Here is an 18,403-nt window from a genome sequence, read left to right as displayed (position 1 = left end):
TGTTCCGGCACTGCTCCGCCGCCGTTGGTGCGATGTTCTGCCCCCGATTCTACCAACCGGAGCTGGCCGGAAGCTGGGCGTCGGCACTGGGCGGGCGGTCTGTCCGCCCGCCCATTCCGTGCCAGGTTCACAAGTCAGCCAGCACGGACCCCGGGTTCTCGATCGCGTCGGCCACGAAGCGGAGGAACCCGCCCGCGGTCCCGCCGTCGCACACGCGGTGGTCGAAGGTGAGCGTCAGCTCGGTGACCTTGCGGACCGCGAGCCCACCGTTGACCACCCAGGGCTTGTCGATGATCCGCCCGACGCCGAGGATTCCGACCTCGGGGTGGTTGATGATCGCGGCGGAGCCGTCGACGCCGAACACACCGTAGTTGTTCAGCGTAAAGGTGCCGCTGCCCAGTTCCGCCGGGCTCGCCTTGCCGTCGCGCACGACGGCGGTGAGCCGGCGGATCTCGGCGTCCAGCTGGCGGGCGCTGAGCTTGTCCGCGTTGCGCACCGACGGCACCATAAGCCCGCGGTCGGTCTGGGCCGCGAAACCGAGGTTGACGCCGTCGAAGGCCACAATCTCCTGCGTCGCCCCGCCGGCCGTGTCCTCGGTGGTGACGATCCGGGTGTTCAGCTCGGGGTACTTCTTCAGCCCGGCCGTGACGAAGCGTGCGATGAAGGCGAGGAGCCCCGGGACGTTGTTCGGGTCCGCCTGTTTCAGCGCGGCGCGCATCTCCACGAGGGCTGTGGCATCGACGTCCACCCACACTGTGGCTTCTGGGATCTCGGACCGGCTGCGTGTCATGTTGGCGGCAACAGCCTTCCGCACACCGCGGACGGCCGTGCGTCCGGAGATCCCCAGCCCGGTGCGGGCATCGGTGTCGGCGCTGGTTCCGGCGGACGTTCCCGTCAATGCAGTCGGAGGTGCCGGAGTTACAACAGGCGCAGCCGCCGGGCGCTCACCCCCCGGAGCCGGCTTGATGAACGCCTCGACGTCGCGGCGCATGATGAGCCCGCTGGCCCCCGATCCCTGGAGTTCCCCCAAATCAACTCCATGATCACGCGCCATCCGGCGGACCAGCGGAGAAATAACAGCGCCCAGCCTCCCCGGCACCCGGGTCCGCTGCAGCATCAGGTCATCGGCAGCTTTCTCCGCGGCTGATACCTCGGCAACCGGCGCGGCAACCGCGCGCTTAGGAGCCCGCGTCCGCCGCGCAACGCCATGCCCGCCGGGAGTCCCATACCCGATCAGGACATTCCCGGACCCGGCCTTCTCCTCCTCGCGGTAGGTTTCGGCAGCAACAGCGGCCGGCGAAGGGGCGGGGGCGGCATCATCCGCGGCGGCCCCCGAAGCAGCTCCAACCGGAGTCACCGAGATCAGCGGCTTGCCGACGTCGAGCGTCTGGCCGGGCTCGCCGTGCAGCACGGCGACGGTGCCGGCGTATGGCGAGGGCACCTCCACCATGGACTTGGCCGTCTCCACCTCGGCGATCGGCTGGTCAACGCTAATCTCGTCTCCCACGGCGACGAGCCAGTGCACGAGTTCGGCTTCGGTCAGTCCTTCGCCAAGGTCCGGGAGGAGGAAGACTTTCGGTTCGCTCATGGTCAGTTCTCCCATTGGAGGTCGTCAACGGCGTCGAGGATGCGGTCCACGCCGGGCAGGTAGTAGTGCTCGAGCTTCGGCGCCGGGTATGGGACATCGAAGCCCGTGACGCGGCGGATCGGGGCGGCGAGGTAGTGGAAACAGCGTTCCTGGACCCGGGCCACGATCTCGGAGGAGACGGAGGCGAATCCGTGCGCCTCGGCGATGACGACGGCACGGCCGGTCTTGCGGACCGAGGCGCAGACCGTCTCGTCGTCGAACGGCACGATCGAACGGACGTCGATCACCTCGAGCGAGCGGCCTTCCTCAGCGGCCGCAGCGGCCGCGGCGAGCGCCGTGGGAACCGACGGTCCGTAGGCGATCAGCGTGGCGTCGGTGCCGGGCCGGGCGACGGCGGCCCGGCCCTCGGATGAGGTCCCGCGTTCGGTGTTGGCGGTATGTTCGGCGCGCAGCGCGTCCAGGTCCACCTGGTCCTTGGACCAGTAGAGCTTCTTCGGCTCCATGAACATCACGGGATCGTCGGAATCGATGGCTTCACGGAGCATCCGGTAGCCATCCGCCACAGTGGCCGGGGTGAAGACCTTCAGGCCCGCGGTGTGGGCGTAGTAGGCCTCGGAGGAGTCACAATGGTGTTCCACTCCCCCGATGCCGCCGGCGTACGGGACCCGGATGACCATCGGCAGTTTCACGGCGCCCTTAGTGCGGTTGTGCATCTTGGCCACATGGCTGACGATTTGCTCGAAGGCCGGGTAGGCGAAGGCGTCGAACTGCATTTCGATGACCGGCCGCATGCCGTTCATGGCCATGCCGACGGCCATGCCCACAATGCCGGACTCAGCGAGCGGCGTGTCGAAGCAGCGGCTCTTCCCGAACGTCTTGGTGAGCCCGTCGGTGATCCGGAAAACGCCCCCGAGCATGCCGACGTCCTCGCCGAAGACCAGGACCGAGGGGTCCGCGTGCATGGCATCGGCCATCGCGGTGTTCAGGGCCTTGGCCAGGGTGATGGTCTGCGGGCCGGTGATATCGGCGGCGGCTGCGGCCGTGGCAGCCGCCCGGGCGGTGGCGGCACTGACGTTGCCGTCGGCCTCAGGCGAGGTGGTTATGGTGGGGCTCATTTCGCGGTCTCTTCCCGGGCGAGTTCGTCGGCGAGCATGGCGGACTGTTCCTTCAGCTGCGGGGTGGGGGTGGAGAAGACGTACTTGAAGAGGTCCTGGGGATCGACCGGGACGTCCTCGCTGAGGCCTTCGCGCAGCTGGGTGGCGACGGCTTCGGCCTTGCCGCCGATCACCGCCGTGCGCTCGTCGTCGAGCAGACCCCGGTCCGTCAGGTAGGTCTTCATCCGGCTCAGCGGATCCTTGGCCACCCATTCGGCCACTTCGCTGTCCTGGCGGTAGCGGGTGGCGTCGTCGGCGTTGGTATGGGCCTGCATGCGGTAGGTGTGGGCCTCCACCAGCAGCGGTCCCGAGCCTTCGCGGGCCAGCCGGACGGCGCGGCCCAGCACGGCGAGGAGGGCGACGATGTCGTTTCCGTCCACGCGTTCGCCGGCCATTCCGTAGCCCACGGCCTTGTGGGCGAGGGACGGCGCCACGGACTGGTGGGCCAGCGGGACGGAGATCGCGTACTGGTTGTTCTGAACGAAGAAGACCACGGGCAGGTGGAAGACGGCCGCGAAGTTCAGGGCCTCGTGAAAGTCGCCTTCGCTGGTGGCTCCGTCGCCGCACATGGCCAGGACAACGGTGTCCTCGCCTCGCAGCTTCGCGGCGTGGGCCACTCCGACGCCGTGCAGCAGCTGAGTGGTCAGCGGTGTGCACTGGGTGCCCACCTTGTGCATAGTGGGGTCGTAGCCGCCGTGCCAGTCGCCGCGGAAGAGTGTCATGGTCTGGACGGGATCCACGCCGCGGGCCATCACGGCCACGGAGTCGCGGTAGGTGGGGAACATCCAGTCGCCCTCGGACAGGCAGAGGGCGGCGGCGACCTGACAGGCCTCCTGACCGTGGCTGGACGGGTAGACAGCCATCCGGCCCTGCCGGACCAGCGCGGAGTTCTGGTCATTGACGCGGCGCCCGATGACAAGCTGCTCGTAGGCGGCCATCAGGTCCTCGTCGCCCGGGAGGCTGTACTCGTGGCCGGGCTGTGTGCCCTGCTCGGTGTGCGGGGTCAGGCTGCCGTCGGGGCCCACCATCTGGATCTGGTGGCGGGCGGGCAGCATGTAATCCTCGACCGTGATGCCGAACTTCCGCACGGCCTCGCTGGCGGCGTCATCCGGCGATTGGCCCGGCACTGCCGCCCCGAACGCCGGGTCGTTAGCTGCCGGGTGCTGCGCAGTGTGGTCTGCGGAGATCGTCATTGGTCCGTCCTTCTGTAGCCACTATTCGCTCCCAGTATGGTGCCGGACGATGTTTCGTATCCACCCCTAGGCAGAATCGTGGAGAAGTCCAGAAATCTGGCCTATTCTGGAAGACAAATCGTAAGTGCGAGCTGGATTACCGGCGGGGGTTGTGGACAAATGGCAGAGGCCGAGGCGGACCAGACGGCGGTGCCGCTGGATGATGTGGACCGGGACATCATCGCGGAGCTGACCCGGGACGGCCGGATGTCCGTGACCCAGGTGGCGGAAAACGTGCACATCTCCCGCGCCCACGCCTATACCCGCATTTCCCGGCTGACCGGCGAGGGTGTCCTCACCAAGTTCACGGCCCTCGTTGACCCCATCAAGGCGGGCCTGAAGTCATCCGCGTATGTGACGCTCAAGGTACGGCAGCACTCGTGGCGGGAACTGCGCGAGCTTCTGCGCGCCATTCCAGAGGTGCACCACATCGCGCTGGTGGGCGGGGACTTCGATGTCATACTGCTGGTGCGCGCCGTGGACAACATCGATCTGCGGCGGGTGATCTTCGATCAACTCCAGTCCATGCCGGGCGTGCTGGATACGCAGACCTTTCTTGTTTTTGAGGACCTGGACACGCGCTGAGCTGGTGGGGACGAAGATCCTTGGCCGAATTCCGTGCTCTGACCGAAAGCCAGGAACGCCTGTTCAGCTGACGAAGGCCTTCATCCAGGCCCTGAGTTCCTCGCCGAACTCCACACGTTCCGAGGCAATCGAGATGACCGCCTTGAGGTAGCTCAGCTTGTCGCCGGTGTCGTAGCGGCGGCCCTTGAACACCACCCCGTAGACACCGCCGCCCTCGGACTCGGAGGTGGCCAGGGTCTGCAGCGCGTCCGTGAGCTGGATCTCCCCGCCGCGGCCGGGCAAGGTTTCCTCCAGCACGTCGAACACCGCCGGGTGGAGCACATACCGGCCGATGACGGCCAGGTTCGAGGGCGCATCGGTAACGGCCGGCTTCTCCACCAGGCAGTTGACCCGCACGTAGTCCTCGCCAGTCACCACGGAAACGTCGGCACAGCCGTAGGCGCTGATCTCGGCGGGGTCCACCTCGATGAGGGCGATGACCGAGCCGCCGGTCCGGGACTGTACCTCGATCATGGTGCTGAGGAGTTCGTCGCGTTCGTCAATCAGGTCATCGCCCAGCAGGACCGCAAAGGGCTCATCGCCAATGTGCTGCCGGGCGCAGAGGACAGCGTGGCCGAGGCCTTTGGGATCGCCCTGGCGGACGTAATAGAGCGGACCCAGGCTGGAGGCGTGCCGGACGGCTTCCAGGCGGTCCAGGTCGCCCTTGAGCTCCAGGGTGCGTTCCAAGCTGGGCTCGCGGTCAAAGTGGTCCTCAAGTGCGCGTTTCTGCCGGCCGGTGATCATCAGCAGATCCGTCAGCCCGGCCCGGACTGCTTCTTCCACCACGTATTGAATGGCCGGCTGGTCCACCACCGGCAGCATTTCCTTGGGCATCGCTTTGGTGGCAGGCAGGAAGCGTGTTCCCAGTCCCGCAGCGGGAATGACTGCCTTAGTTACTGATTTCCCCAAACTCATAACCGAACCATACAAGCCCGCATTCAAAATGAGAACGGTATCAACAAAAGACATGTACCGAGACAAGGTGGTCTCTATTGGCCTGCCAATAGGGCGCTTAGCCCCTGAAAACCGGTTTCCGTTTCTCCTGGAAGGCGCGGAATCCCTCCGCGTAATCCCCGGTGATGCAAAGCTGGGCCTGCGCGGCGTTCTCCTCTGCCATGGCGTCCCAGAGGCCCAGCCGCTGGTCCCGGATATGGGCCACGAGTTCCTTGCTTGCGGTGAACGCACCGGTGGCCCCGGTGGCAGCCTTCGCCACGATCGCCCGGGTGTTCGCCAGGAGCTCATCCGCGGGCATGGCCCGGCTGAAGAGTCCCTGCGCCACGGCGGCGGCGCCGCTCATGAGCTCGGCGGTGTAGATCAGGTCCAGGGTCCTGTGCATGCCGAGGCGTTCGGTGAAGTACCAGTGCCCGCCGGAATCGAGGGTGGCGCCGAGGTTCGCGAACGGGGAACCGAACTTCGCGTTCTCCGCCACGTACACCACGTCGGTGGCCAGCAGCAGCCCCAGCCCCACCCCGAGGCAGGCCCCCTGTGCGGCCGCGAAGGTGGGCGCCGGGAAAGCACTCATTTTTTTCAGCAGCGGCTGCAGCAGCCCGCCCAGGTAGGCCTGGACGTCATCCGTCTCCGGGGTCACACCGGCGATGTCCCGGCCCGCGCAGAAGGCGCGGCCCTCACCGCGGAGCAGCAGCGCCCGCACCTCGCCTCGTGAGGCGGCGTCAGCGGCGTCGTCGTACGCCTGTGCCAAATCCCCGAGGGCCTGCGCGTCCAGCGAGTTCAGCTTGTGGGGTGCGTCGAGAACGACCTCGGCGATGCCGCCGGCGATGGAAAGGGAAATCATGGGGCTCCTGCAGTTTCGGGGCGGTCCGGGTCTGGGCAGACGCAACCATCAATTCTTAGACGTCGAAGTCGACTGTGACTTCCGGCGTGGTGGGGTGGGACTGGCACGTCAGCACGTAGCCCTTGTCCAGTTCATCCTGTTCCAGCGCGTAGTTCTCGTCCATGGTGACGGCGCCGGTGACCACCTTGGCACGGCACGTTCCGCAGACGCCGCCGGCACAGGCGAAGGGCACGTCGGGGCGGACCCGCAAGGCCGCGTTGAGGATCGATTCGCGGGCGTGGGTGGGGCTGGCAACCTCGCCCTGGAGCCCGTCCAGCTTGAAGGTGATCTTGTACGTCGCCTGGGACTCGTCCACAATCACGGGACGCCCGGAATTGCCCTCGGGGCGGTCCGGTTTGCCCGAGGTGAACAACTCAAAGCGGACATGCTCCGGCTTGACGCCGCGGGCGGCCAGCGTGTCACGGCACAGCTGCACAAGCTCGAACGGCCCGCAGAGGAACCATTCGTCGATGTCATCGGCGTGGATGGCGGTGCCCAGCAGGGCCTGGAGCTTTTCGGCGTCGATCCGGCCGCTGAGCAGCGGGGCGATCCGCTGTTCGCGGGAGAGCACATGGTGCAGCGCCAGCCGCGCGGGGTACTTGTCCTTGAGGTCCGCGAGTTCCTCGAGGAACATCACGTCCATCGCGGCCTTGTTGGCGTAGACCAGGTCGAAGCGCGTTTCGGGGTGGGCGGCCAGCAGGGTGCGGGCAATGGCGATCACCGGCGTGATGCCGGAGCCGGCGGCGATCGCGACGAAGGAGCCCGGCTCGCCCGCCAGTTCGCCGGCCATCTCCTGCGGATGGTTCATCGAGTTCATCAGATTCTGCTCTTTGCCATCCCGGCCGTGCTTGGACACGAACGCGCCCATAGGGCTCATCACGTCCAGGACATCCCCGGACTTCAGCTCGGCGTTGGCCCAAGTGGAGAACAGCCCGCCGAGGTCCTTCTTGATGGCGACGCGGATCTCGCTGCTGCCGTCCGCAAAGCTGCGCGGTTCAGCGCAGATCGAGTAGCTGCGCCGGATCTCCTTCGGCTCGCCGTTCTCATCCGGCAACGTGGTGCGCAGGGCCACGTACTGGCCCGGGAGGTAGTCGAACTGTCCGGTGAGCTGGTTCGGTACGCCGAAAGTCACCTCGATCGCGTCATCGGTGAGCCGGCGGACCTCATCCACCGTCAGGGTGTGGAAGGACGCACGACGGCGCCCGGTGGCGGCGGCCGTTTCGGCGGCGGTCTGTCGGACAACAGGCATGGGTGCTTCCTTACAGAACTTTGAAGTAGTCGAACGGTTCCCTGCAGTCCTGGCAGACATACAGCGCCTTGCAGGAGGTGGAACCGAAGCGGGTGAGTTCCTTGGTGTTCAACGATGAACACTGCGGGCATTTAACCGCGAGGGACAGCCTGACGGGGCCGGCATGGCGCGCTGATGTCCTGCCTGCGGCGGCGAGGCCGCTGGGCGGGGCGATCCCGTAGTCCTGCAGCTTGGTCTTGCCGGACTCGGTCATCCAGTCCGTGGTCCATGCCGGGGAGAGGACCAGCTCCACCCGTACGTGCGGGTAGCCTTCGCGCCCGAACGCCGTCGTGAGGTCGTCCCGGATGGCGTCCATCGCGGGGCAGCCGGAGTAGGTGGGCGTGATGGTGACCTGGACGGCGGGTACCGGCCCGCCGTCGTCGAACAGCTGGACGTTCCGGAGGATCCCCAGATCCGCAATGGTGAGGACGGGGATTTCCGGATCGCAGACCGTGGCCGCGATGTCCCAGGCCTTCAGCTCGGCCGTGGTGCCGGCCGTGTCCTGACCTACCTCGGTATCCGGCATGGTCACCAGCTGGCTCCGGGGTGCTCGCGGGCGAGGACCTGCATTTCGGCCAGGATGTAGCCGAGGTGTTCGGAGTGTTGCCCCCTGCGTCCGCCGCCGGGGGCCGGCTGGACGTTGGGAACGTCCAGTTCCGCCGCGGCGAGAACCTCTCCGGTGAGGCGGTCGAAGTCCGCCCGCAGGCTGGAAGGCTCGACGGCGGCACCGGACTCGCTGAGGCGGGCGGTGAGCCCGTCATCGCGGAACAGTTCATCCACGTAGGGCCAGATGACCTTGAAGGCGTGAATCATCTTCCCGCGGGACTCCCCCGTGCCCTGGGCCAGGCGCAGCACCCACTGGGCGCTGTGGTCGCGGTGGTAATCCACTTCCTTGACGGCCTTGGCGGCGATCCCGGCCAGGGTGGCGTCGGTGGAGGCGGCCAGCCGGCGGTAGAGCTCAAACTGGTAGTAGCTCACCACAAACTGGCGGGCGATGGTGACGGCAAAGTCGCCGTTCGGGAGTTCGAAGATCTCGACGGAGCGGAACTCGGGTTCGCGGCGGAAGTAGGCGAGGTCATCCTCGCTCCGGCCATCGAGGCCGCCGGCGTAGCTCAGAAAGGACCGGGCGTGGCCCAGCTGGTCCAGGGCGATGTTGCCGAGGGCGATGTCTTCTTCCAGCTCCGGGGCGCGGGAGATCCAGTGGCCCAGGCGCTGCGCCAGGATCAGGGCGTCATCGCCCAGGCGCAGGGCAAACTCGGCGGCGTCTTCGCTCGGCCTGGCGGTGCCGCGGCTGACGGCCAGGGCGATGTCCTCGGGGCGGAGGGCGTTGCCGGGCGTGATGCGGGTGGCGCTGGCGGTGGCCTCGCCGCTGTTGCCGGAACCGCTGTTGCCGGGGCCCTTGACGCCGACGGAGATGTCCCCGTGTCCGCCTGTGTCTGCTGCCGCTGTCTCTGCCGCTGTGTCTGCCGCTTCTTCTGCCGCTGTTTCCGCTTTTTCTGCCGTCACCGCGGCTTCGGGTGTTGTGCTCACAGGTGCTTCACGCCCTCGCTCTTGGTGTAATACGTGGCGTGCCGGTAGTCCTTGCCCTGGGGCGACTCAAAGAAGGAGCCCTTGGCGTCGGGATCGCTGGCGGCAATCGCGTCCGCCGGGAGAACCCAGATGGATACTCCCTCGTTGCGGCGGGTGTACAGATCGCGGGCGTTGCGCAGGGCCATGGCGGCGTCCGGCGCGTGCAGGGATCCGGCGTGGACGTGCGACAGGCCACGGCTGGACCGGACGAACACTTCCCAGATGGGCCAGACGTTGCCGGCGTGCGCGTTGGCTGGGGCCACGACGACAGGGGTCCCCGGCCGAGGGCCCACGGCCGCAGGGTTCCCTGGGCGAGCTTGAGAGTCTAGGGGGCGGCTGGGGACTTGCGAGGATGGGGAGTCGTTGGGGATCATGCTGCGGATTCCTTTGCTGCTTGCTTGCGGCTCTGCTTTGCCGCGTACGAGGCGGCCGCTTCGCGCACCCAGGCGCCGTCGGCGTGCGCTTCGCGGCGCCGTTCCAGGCGCTGGGCGTTGCAGGGTCCGCGGCCGGCGAGGACTTCGTGGAATTCATCCCAGTCCAGGGGGCCGTGCTCCCATTTCTTGGTTTCCTCGTTGAAACGGATGTCCTTGTCCGGGAGCGTGAGCTCCAGGACCTTGACCTGCTCCATCATCATGCCGACGAAGCGGTTGCGCAGTTCGTCGTTGCTGAAACGCTTGATGTTCCAGGCCATGGACTGCTTGGAGTTGGGTGAATCGTCATCCGGTGGGCCGAACATCATCAGGGAAGGGGCGTACCACCGGTTGACCGCGTCCTGGGCCATCTGCTTCTGCTCCGGGGTGCCGTGCGAGAGTTCCAGCAGGATCTCGAAGCCCTGGCGCTGGTGGAAGGATTCTTCCTTGCAGACGCGGACCATGGCACGGCCGTAGGGACCGAAGGAGGCGCGGCACAGCGGCACCTGGTTGGCGATAGCGGCGCCGTCGACCATCCAGCCGATGGCTCCCATGTCCGCCCAGGTCCGGGCCGGATAGTTGAAGATGGAGGAGTACTTGGCCTTGCCGTCCATCAGGGCCTGCATCATCTCGTCGCGCGGCTGGCCCAGGGTCTCGGCCGCGGAGTACAGGTACAGGCCGTGGCCTGCCTCGTCCTGGACCTTCGCCATCAGGATGGCCTTGCGCTTCAGGCTCGGGGCGCGGGAGATCCAGTTCGCTTCCGGCTGCATGCCGATGATCTCCGAGTGTGCGTGCTGCGAGACCTGGCGCAGGAGGGTCTTGCGGTAGGCCGGCGGCATCCAGTCGCGGGGCTCGATCCGCGAGTCATCCGCCATGACTTTGTCAAAGTATGCCTGGCCTTCAGCGTCATGCCGGGCCGCATCTTCGAGGCTCATCTGGTGCCGTGCCGGCGTCGACTCCGGGGGCACTGACTGCAGGGTCTGCGCTGCCATGGTTGCTCCTATGCATATCCGACAAGTAATTACCGACCGTTCGTTCAGGATATGCGGAAGCCGGGAGATGCGTCAAGCACGGCGCCGACAACGGTCACAGCAAAATTCCAGTTATGCCGGGGTCCTGGGTGGTATCGTCTGGATCACGCCGCCCACGGCAGTGAGCTCCCATTTCCGCTGTTCGGCGCCGGGAGCTGCACCGACCCCAAGGATCCGCATGTCGAATCGTTTCGAAGTAGACCGCGAACCTGCACCGGAGCACGGGACCGCAAAGGCGCCCGCGCAGCTGGACACTGGGGCCGAGCCGCGCCGCAGGACGCGGTCCAGGCGGGTCTTGCTAGTTGCCGTGCTGATCATGATCCTGCTGGTGCCCGGCTCCATGGGGGCGTACCTGTTCTCCCTGGCTACCATTTACGACACCCAGACCACCAGGATCGAGGAAGCCTTCCCCCCGGAGGCAGCCCGGGTCCAGGCCCCCGCAGCGCCCGCCGGTGTACCGAAGCCGATGAACATCCTGGTAATGGGCAGCGACAGCCGCGACAAGGCCGAGCGTAAGGCGTCCGCCAAGGCCGCGGCCGGAGCGTCGTCGGACCAGCGGGCCGATACCCTGATGCTGCTCCACATCCCGTCGGACCGCGACCATATCTACAGCATCTCGCTGATGCGGGACCTGTGGGTGGACATTCCGGGCCGGGGCGAGGCCAAGATCAACGCCGCCCTCGCGTTCGGCGGCGTCCCGCTGATGGTCCAGACGGTGGAATCCCTGCTCCAGCAGCGGATCGACCATGTGGTCAGCCTGGACTTCGCCGGTTTCAAGGGACTCACCGATGCCCTGGGCGGGGTGGAGGTGGACGTCAAGGTCCCTTTCAGCTCGGTCCGCGGCGACAAGACCTACGTCTTCAACAAGGGGCTGAACACGCTGAACGGCGCCCAGGGGCTCGCGTTTGTGCGTGAACGCTATGCGTTCCCCGACGGCGACTATCAGCGGGTCCGCAACCAGCAGAGCTACCTTCGGGCGATCATGGCCAAGACTTTCGACGGCGGCACCCTGGGAAACCCGGTAACGCTCGCCAGGGTACTCCGCGCCGTCTCCCCGTACCTCAGCGTCGCCCCGGGCCTGGACTCCATGGAGGTGGGTCGCCTGGCCTTCAGCCTCCGGGACCTCCGCAGCCGCGACACCATCTTCTTCACCCTGCCCACTGCCGGCGTCGGAAGGTCCGCGGACGGGCAGTCGATCGTCCTGCCGGACGTGGGCGCCATCGAGGAGATCAAGGCAGCGCTCACCGAGGATAAACTCGGTGGCTACGTGGCCGCCAGGAAACTCGGCAAAGGAAACTAGGGGCTTTTGGACTCGTCGTCAACCATTCGTATTCTGACGGTCTGCACCGGAAACATTTGCCGCTCGCCGGTGGCCAAACGTCTCCTTCAGGCCGGGCTGGACCAGATCAGGCCGGACGTTTTCCAGGTGCGGAGCGCCGGCACCCGGGCCATGGTGGGCGACCCGGTCCAACCGATCTCGGCAGACATCATCAGGACCTACGGCGGAAGCCCCGACGGTTTTGCCGCGCGCCAGCTGACCCCGCAGATCCTGCGCGAGGCCGATCTGGTCCTGACCATGGCCGCTACGCACCGCGGGGAAGTCATGCAGATGGATGCCTCCCTGCTGAAGCGAACCTTCACCATCCGCGAGTTTGCCCGGATGATCGAGGCTCTCGAACAGCGGGACGGCGACAGTCTCGAACAGCGGGACGGCGACAGTCCAGCCGCGTCCGACGTCCCCGCCTTCTGGCGGGCCCTCCCGGCCCGGGCGGCCTCCGTCCGGCACCTGGCACTGGCGCAGGACGCGGCCGACAACGACGTGGTGGATCCCTACCGCCGCGGCGAGGAAATGTACCACCGGATGGAGGATGAGCTGGCGCCCGCCATCCTCACCATCCTGCGCTTGGCCCGCCGCCACGGCTGATCCCACTTTGCGCCTACCCACCGTCTGCGCTGTGGGGTGGTAGCGTCCGCCCATGGGAACGACGCCGGATCCAGCAGGACCACATACACCAGCCCCGCGGCCCGGCGGGCCGGTTGGCGAGCGCCGCCGTCGTACCGTAATCGCGGCGGTCGTGGCTGCTTTGCTGCTGATCGCCGTCGCGGCCGCAGCGTATATCGTGTCCCGTCCGAAGGCCGAGACCGCAGCTCCCGTCGAGTCGTCCGCCCCCGCACCGGCCACGACGCCGGCCACACCGGCCCCCACGCCGACGCCGACGCCGGATCCCCCCGCCGTCGCTCTCAACATTTTGCTGGTGGGCAGCGACAGCCGTGTGAACGCGCGGGCGGAGGCGGCCGCCGGCAATGTCTCTGACCAACGCGGCGACGCGCTGGTCCTCATCCATCTCCCGGCGGACCGGCAGGGCATTTACGGCATCTCCATCATGCGGGACCTGTGGGTGGACGTCCCGGGGCGCGGCCCGGCCAAGGTCAACGCCGGACTCGAGGAGGGCGGGGTCCCGCTGCAGACCCGGGCTGTGGAGGCCCTGTTCGGCACCCGGATCGACCACACCGTCGTGGTCGATTTCGAGGGCTTTGCCGCCCTGACGGACGCCGTCGGCGGAATCGACGTCGATGTGGCGCGGCCGTTCACGGGCACCATTGAGTCCCTGCACTACTTCCCGCCGGGTGTGAACCGGCTCAACGGCGCCCTGGCCCTGGACTTCGTCCGCGAGCGCAAAGCCTTTGCCGACGGCGACTACCAGCGCGTCCGGAACCAGCAGATCTTCCTGAAGTCCGTGCTGGCCAAGGTCGCCTCCGAGGGTGTAGTGGCGGACCGCGCCACGGCCCGGCAACTGGTCACGACGGTATTGCCGCACGTCACCGTGGATCCCGGGCTTACCCTGGAAACTCTGGAGCGGCTCGCCTTCAGCCTGCGCAGCACGGCTCCCGGCAGCGGCGTGTTCTTCACGCTTCCCACGGCCGGCGCCGGCACCAGCCGCGACGGCCAGTCGATCGTCCTGCAGGACCCGGGCGCCACCGCCGCGGTGGCCGCCGCGCTCGCCTCGGGCACACTTGGCGACTATGTGGCGGCCAACAACCTGCAGAACGGGAACTGAGGCCCGCGGTCCCAGCCGCGGAACGGGAACCCTGGGCCGGCGCGCCTGCCGGTAGATTGGGTCCATGACCCAGATTCCCGCGCAGCCTTCCCTGCACCCTTCCGCGCAGCCGCCCGTAAAGCCGCCCGTACAGCCGCCCGTCGCCAAAAAGATTCCCACCATCCGCGCGCACCACGGCGACTCGTTCGAGGACAACTACGAGTGGCTGCGCAACAAGGAATCGGCGGAAGTGATTGACCTGCTCACGGCCGAAAACGCCTACCAGGAGGCGGTGACCGCCCACCAGGAGCCGCTGCGCGAGGCCATCTTCCAGGAAATCAAGGGCCGCACCCAGGAGACGGACCTCTCCGTCCCCAACCGCAAGGACGGCTGGTGGTACTACACCCGTTCGGTGGAGGGCCAGGAATACGGCATCCAGTGCCGCCTCCGCGCCCGGGACAGCGGGGACCGCGTGGCGGACTGGACGCCCCCCGCCGTCGACGCCGGAGTCGACACCGGCGTCGCAATTCCGGGTGAGGAAATCCTGCTGGACGGGAACGTCGAGGCAGCGGGCAAGCCCTTCTTCGCCGTCGGCGGCGGCGCCGTGACCATCGACGGGACGCTCTACGCCTACGCCGTGGACAACGCCGGCGACGAGCGGTTCACGCTGCGCATCAAGGATCTGCGCACCGGGGAACTGCTGCCGGACGTGATCGAGAACGTCTTCTACGGCATCTCCTTCTCCCCCGACGGCAGCCGGATCTTCTACACCGTGGTGGACGATTCCTGGCGCCCGTACCAGGTGAAATCCCACGTGCTGGGCACCCCGGTCAGCGCGGACGAGGTCATCTATCAGGAGGACGACGTCGCCATGTGGCTGGGCTTCGAGCTCTCCGCCGACCGGCGCCACCTGGTCCTGGGCATCGGCTGCTCGGAGTTCAGCGAGACCCGGCTGCTGCGCTTCGACGCGCCCGACGCCGGGCTGAGCACTGTGATCTCCCGGGCGGAACGCATCCTCTACGAGGCCGAGCCGTTCCTGCTTGATGACGGCTCCGGAACCCCCAAAGAACGCATCCTGCTGAGCCACAACAAGGACGCCATCAACTCCATGGTCTCGCTGGTGGACCCGGCCGAGCTCGCCAGGCCGCTGGCCGAGCAGCACTGGACCACCGTCGTCGAACACTCCGACGAGGTGCGGGTCAACGGCGCCGGCGTCACGTCCACGCATCTGGTGGTCTCCGTACGCAAGGACACGATCGAACGCGTCCAGTTCCTGCCGCTGGCCGGACTCGGCACCTCTTTGCAGGCTGCCGCCGTGGAACCGTCGTTCGACGAGGAACTCTATACCGCGGGCGTCGCCGGATCCGACTACGGGGCCCCAGTGATCCGGATGGGCTACACCTCCTACTTCACGCCGTCGCGGGTGTACGACTTTGTGCTGCCGACAGCGGAGCAGCCCGCCGGCGAACTGCTGCTGCGCAAGGAAAGCCCCGTGCTGGGCGGCTACTCGCCGTCGGACTATGTGGCCACCCGCGAATGGGCCGTGGCCGCGGACGGGACCCGGATTCCGCTGTCCGTGCTGCGGCATGCCTCGGTGGCGCGCGACTCGGCGGCGGCGGGCCTGGTATACGGCTACGGCTCCTACGAGCTCAGCATGGATCCGGGCTTCGGTATCCCCCGGCTGTCCCTGCTGGACCGGGGCGTCGTGTTCGTGATCGCCCATATCCGCGGCGGCGGCGAGCTCGGCCGGCACTGGTATGACACCGGAAAGAAGCTGCACAAGAAGAACACCTTCACGGACTTCATCGCGGCCACGGACTGGCTGGCGCAGTCCGGCTGGGTGGACCCGGCCCGGATCGCGGCGATGGGCGGTTCCGCCGGCGGCCTGCTGATGGGCGCCGTCGCCAACCTCGCGCCCGAGAAGTACGCGGCGATCGTCGCGGCCGTCCCGTTCGTGGATGCCCTGACCACCATCCTGGATCCCGAGCTGCCGCTCTCCGCGCTGGAGTGGGAGGAATGGGGCAACCCCATCACCGACCCGGCGGTCTACGCGTATATGAAGTCCTACACCCCTTACGAAAACGTCCGCGAGGTGGCCTACCCCAGGATTGCCGCGGTGACCTCGTTGAATGACACGCGGGTCCTCTACGTGGAGCCCGCCAAATGGGTGCAGCAGCTGCGCGAACTGAATACCGGCAGCGAGCCGATCGTGATGAAGATCGAGATGGAAGGCGGCCACGGCGGCGCCTCCGGCCGGTACGTGCAGTGGAAGGAACGGGCCTGGGACTACGCCTTCGTCGCCGACTCCCTGGGCGCGACGGAGCTGCTGCCGGGGGCCGGGGTCAAGTAGCGCGCCCTCTTCTCGATCGATTGCTCCACAACCGCCCTTGTGGGCCCTCATGACGGCAGTTACGGAGCAATCGATGGTCCCGGCTGGTTCGCCCGCGCCCGGGGCGGGTGGATCGCCGGTTCACCCGTTCGCCACAGATGGCCGCCATGAGCGCTTCATGGCGGCCATTCTTGGCGAATCATTGACATCGTGGCCGCATCACCGGTCTCCATGGCCCGAAGGATCTGTCCATGCCCAACCACCAACCCCGCTGCTGAGCATGCTCAGTGGCGGGATTGCTGCGAGCGTCCCTGCGACCCCCGTCGCGGCCATCTTTGCCGAACCGCTGGGTCCTAATCAGACTGCCGGGACTTCCATTCCCCCGCGAGGAGGGCGTAGACCACTTCGGTGGCCCACTGGCCCTTGTAATGCCACTTGTCCACCTGGGTGGACTCGTGCCGCATGCCGAGGCGTTCGCACAGCGCCGCGGAGGCGGTATTCAGCGCGTCGAGCTTGGCATTGATCCGGTGAAAGCCCAGCTCCTCGAACCCAAGCTTCAGCAGGGCCCCGGCCGCTTCGGTGCCGATGCCCCGCCCGCGCGCTGCGGGGGCCAGACTCCAGCCGACCTCGCCCTGTCCGGGGCCGGGCAGCCATTTAAGCACCACCTCGCCGAGCAGCCCAGGGGCATCCGCGGCCTCGATGGCCAGGCAGACCCAGTCACCCTCCTTCTCGAAGACGAAGTTGGCGTACTTGCCCACGGACTCCATGGACTTGGTGTAGCTCTTCGCCTCCCCCGGCAGGAAGCGGGCGGTCTCCGGCAGCGAATGGTAGGCGTAGAAAGTGTCCAGGTCCGCGGCCTCGAAACGGCGCAGGACCAGCCGCTCGGTGCGAAGGGGGAGCTTAAGTTCCGTCATGGCCCCAACGCTACCCATCGGCTGCTCCATAGGCGCCCTTTTGAGCCGCCAAAAGGGCGGTTACGGAGCAATCGACGGGTGATTCACGACGGCGGCCGTGGCCTCGGCGATCGCGCGTTCCTCGTCAGTGGGCACCACGAGCACCGGGATGGCCGACGACGGGCTGGACACCACCCGGGGTTCTTTGGACCGCTCACGGTTCAGCCCGGCGTCGAGCTGCACGCCCAAGGCGCCCAGCCGCTCCGCCACAAGGGTGCGGAACTGGTGCGAGTTCTCGCCGATCCCGGCGGTGAACACGAGCGCCCTTGCCCCGCCGACCGCCACGTGATAGCCGCCGATGTACTTCGCGAGCCGGTAGGAGGCCACGGCCAGGGCCATGCCCGCCTTGGCGTCGCCGGCCTCCGCGGCCTCCACCACCGAGCGCATGTCGTTGTTCCCCGCGAGACCCTTCAGCCCGGACCGGCGGTTGAGCATCGAATCGAGGTCCTCCGGGGACCAGCCTGCCCGGCCGAGGAAGACGAGGATGGACGGGTCCAGATCGCCCGAGCGGGTGCCCATGACCAGGCCCTCCAGCGGGGTGAAGCCCATCGAGGTGTCCACGGACTCCCCACCGCGGATCGCCGTGACCGAGGCCCCGTTGCCCAGGTGGGCGATGACGGCGTCGAACTCCGCCAACGGAATCTCCAGCAGGGCCGCGGCCCGGTGTGCGACGTACTCGTGCGAGGTGCCGTGGAAGCCGTAGCGGCGGATCCCGTGGTTGGCGTAGAGCTCGTCCGGGACCGCGTACCGCCAGGCATACTCGGGCAGCGTGCGGTGGAAGGCGGTGTCGAAGACGGCCACCTGCGGCAGTTCCGGCCATTTCTTCGCGATCGCGCGCAGGCCCAGCACGGCGGCCGGGTTGTGCAGCGGCGCCAGCGGGTTCAGCCGCTCGATCGCGCGGATGATCTCGTGGTTGACCAGCACCGGCTCGGCGAAGCGTTCCCCGCCGTGCACCACACGATGCCCGACGGCGTCGAGGGCGCGGCCTCCCAGCGCCACGTGGATGGCTTCGTCGATCTGTTCCAATGCCTCCGCATGGTCCCGCGGGCCTTCGATTTCAGCGTCGCGGCCGCCGCCGCCGCTTCCCGTCCCGATCTTCTCGACCAGCCCTTCGGCGAGCACACTGCCGGCCTCGACGTCGCGGACCTGGTACTTGAGCGAAGACGAGCCTGAGTTGATAACGAGCACGAGCATTTGGCCTCCTACGCCTTGGTTTCTGCGACGACCCCTGAGGGTGCGTCGGGACTGGAATCGCGCCGGAGCCTGGCGGAGCGCTCCATGGGCACCACTATAAATAGTCGGGCTGACAAGGCCGCTAATCCGTTGCGAAAGCCGCGGCGGGCGCATAGAGTCGGC

General features: G+C 67.4%; 17 protein-coding genes. 5 read left to right on the top strand and 12 right to left on the bottom strand.

Going from position 1 to position 18,403, the window contains the following annotated elements:
• Positions 1-127: 127 nt before the first annotated feature.
• The 3 genes from AC50X6_RS09465 to pdhA are packed head-to-tail and all read right to left on the bottom strand — an operon-like array spanning position 128 to position 3,935.
• The gene (locus AC50X6_RS09465) at positions 128-1,588 is read right to left on the bottom strand and encodes a dihydrolipoamide acetyltransferase family protein (protein WP_494965968.1); all 1,461 of its coding nucleotides are present in this window, start codon (positions 1,586-1,588) and stop codon (positions 128-130) included.
• Between the two features lie 2 nt (positions 1,589-1,590).
• Positions 1,591-2,703, bottom strand: coding sequence for an alpha-ketoacid dehydrogenase subunit beta (locus AC50X6_RS09460; RefSeq protein ID WP_494965967.1), 1,113 nt, complete (start codon positions 2,701-2,703; stop codon positions 1,591-1,593).
• Positions 2,700-3,935 (bottom strand): pyruvate dehydrogenase (acetyl-transferring) E1 component subunit alpha, encoded by a 1,236-nt coding sequence (gene pdhA / locus AC50X6_RS09455; protein ID WP_494965966.1) that lies wholly within the window; start codon positions 3,933-3,935, stop codon positions 2,700-2,702. The genes AC50X6_RS09460 and pdhA overlap by 4 nt, the downstream gene beginning before the upstream one ends.
• Positions 3,936-4,094: 159 nt before the next feature.
• On the opposite strand from pdhA, the gene AC50X6_RS09450 reads away from it, so the two are divergent.
• On the top strand, positions 4,095-4,559 hold the full coding sequence (locus AC50X6_RS09450; RefSeq protein WP_494965965.1) for an Lrp/AsnC family transcriptional regulator: 465 nt from the start codon (positions 4,095-4,097) through the stop codon (positions 4,557-4,559).
• Positions 4,560-4,622: 63 nt separating this feature from the next.
• Here the strand turns inward: AC50X6_RS09450 and galU are convergent, their stop codons facing one another.
• The 7 genes from galU to paaA form a co-directional block, all read right to left on the bottom strand.
• On the bottom strand, positions 4,623-5,513 hold the full coding sequence (gene galU, locus AC50X6_RS09445) for a UTP--glucose-1-phosphate uridylyltransferase GalU (protein ID WP_494965964.1): 891 nt from the start codon (positions 5,511-5,513) through the stop codon (positions 4,623-4,625).
• 97 nt (positions 5,514-5,610) lie between these two features.
• Entirely contained in the window at positions 5,611-6,390 is a 780-nt protein-coding gene (locus AC50X6_RS09440) for an enoyl-CoA hydratase/isomerase family protein (protein ID WP_494965963.1), read from the bottom strand.
• A gap of 55 nt (positions 6,391-6,445) precedes the next feature.
• Positions 6,446-7,678, bottom strand: coding sequence for a 1,2-phenylacetyl-CoA epoxidase subunit PaaE (gene paaE, locus AC50X6_RS09435; protein ID WP_494965962.1), 1,233 nt, complete (start codon positions 7,676-7,678; stop codon positions 6,446-6,448).
• A gap of 10 nt (positions 7,679-7,688) precedes the next feature.
• Positions 7,689-8,243: a 1,2-phenylacetyl-CoA epoxidase subunit PaaD gene (gene paaD / locus AC50X6_RS09430; protein ID WP_494966006.1), complete on the bottom strand. Its 555-nt coding sequence runs from the start codon at positions 8,241-8,243 to the stop codon at positions 7,689-7,691.
• Between the two features lie 2 nt (positions 8,244-8,245).
• Positions 8,246-9,133 carry a 1,2-phenylacetyl-CoA epoxidase subunit PaaC gene (gene paaC, locus AC50X6_RS09425; RefSeq protein ID WP_494966005.1) on the bottom strand — a complete coding sequence of 296 codons (888 nt, stop codon included), beginning with the start codon at positions 9,131-9,133 and terminating at the stop codon, positions 8,246-8,248.
• 110 nt (positions 9,134-9,243) lie between these two features.
• Complete coding sequence (gene paaB, locus AC50X6_RS09420) at positions 9,244-9,660, bottom strand: 1,2-phenylacetyl-CoA epoxidase subunit PaaB (RefSeq protein WP_494965961.1); 417 nt, start codon at positions 9,658-9,660, stop codon at positions 9,244-9,246.
• Positions 9,657-10,688 (bottom strand): 1,2-phenylacetyl-CoA epoxidase subunit PaaA, encoded by a 1,032-nt coding sequence (paaA, locus tag AC50X6_RS09415; protein ID WP_494965960.1) that lies wholly within the window; start codon positions 10,686-10,688, stop codon positions 9,657-9,659. Before paaA ends, paaB begins: the two co-directional genes overlap by 4 nt.
• A gap of 217 nt (positions 10,689-10,905) precedes the next feature.
• On the opposite strand from paaA, the gene AC50X6_RS09410 reads away from it, so the two are divergent.
• From AC50X6_RS09410 to AC50X6_RS09395, 4 genes are all read left to right on the top strand, one after another.
• Positions 10,906-12,027 carry an LCP family protein gene (locus tag AC50X6_RS09410; RefSeq protein WP_494965959.1) on the top strand — a complete coding sequence of 374 codons (1,122 nt, stop codon included), beginning with the start codon at positions 10,906-10,908 and terminating at the stop codon, positions 12,025-12,027.
• Between the two features lie 6 nt (positions 12,028-12,033).
• Entirely contained in the window at positions 12,034-12,651 is a 618-nt protein-coding gene (locus AC50X6_RS09405; protein WP_494965958.1) for an arsenate reductase/protein-tyrosine-phosphatase family protein, read from the top strand.
• Positions 12,652-12,802: 151 nt separating this feature from the next.
• The gene (locus tag AC50X6_RS09400) at positions 12,803-13,786 is read left to right on the top strand and encodes an LCP family protein (protein ID WP_494965957.1); all 984 of its coding nucleotides are present in this window, start codon (positions 12,803-12,805) and stop codon (positions 13,784-13,786) included.
• 64 nt (positions 13,787-13,850) lie between these two features.
• Entirely contained in the window at positions 13,851-16,115 is a 2,265-nt protein-coding gene (locus tag AC50X6_RS09395; RefSeq protein WP_494965956.1) for a S9 family peptidase, read from the top strand.
• A gap of 332 nt (positions 16,116-16,447) precedes the next feature.
• Here the strand turns inward: AC50X6_RS09395 and AC50X6_RS09390 are convergent, their stop codons facing one another.
• The gene (locus tag AC50X6_RS09390; RefSeq protein ID WP_494965955.1) at positions 16,448-17,008 is read right to left on the bottom strand and encodes a GNAT family N-acetyltransferase; all 561 of its coding nucleotides are present in this window, start codon (positions 17,006-17,008) and stop codon (positions 16,448-16,450) included.
• Between the two features lie 60 nt (positions 17,009-17,068).
• Positions 17,069-18,241, bottom strand: a complete 1,173-nt coding sequence (locus AC50X6_RS09385) for an acetate kinase (protein ID WP_494965954.1) — start codon at positions 18,239-18,241, stop codon at positions 17,069-17,071.
• Between the last annotated feature and the right edge of the window lie 162 nt (positions 18,242-18,403).

The sequence above is a fragment of the Pseudarthrobacter sp. HLT1-7 genome (genome assembly GCF_059383435.1).
The sequence above is the reverse complement of the archived record's forward strand: the minus strand, read 5'-3'. Positions and strand labels throughout refer to the sequence as shown.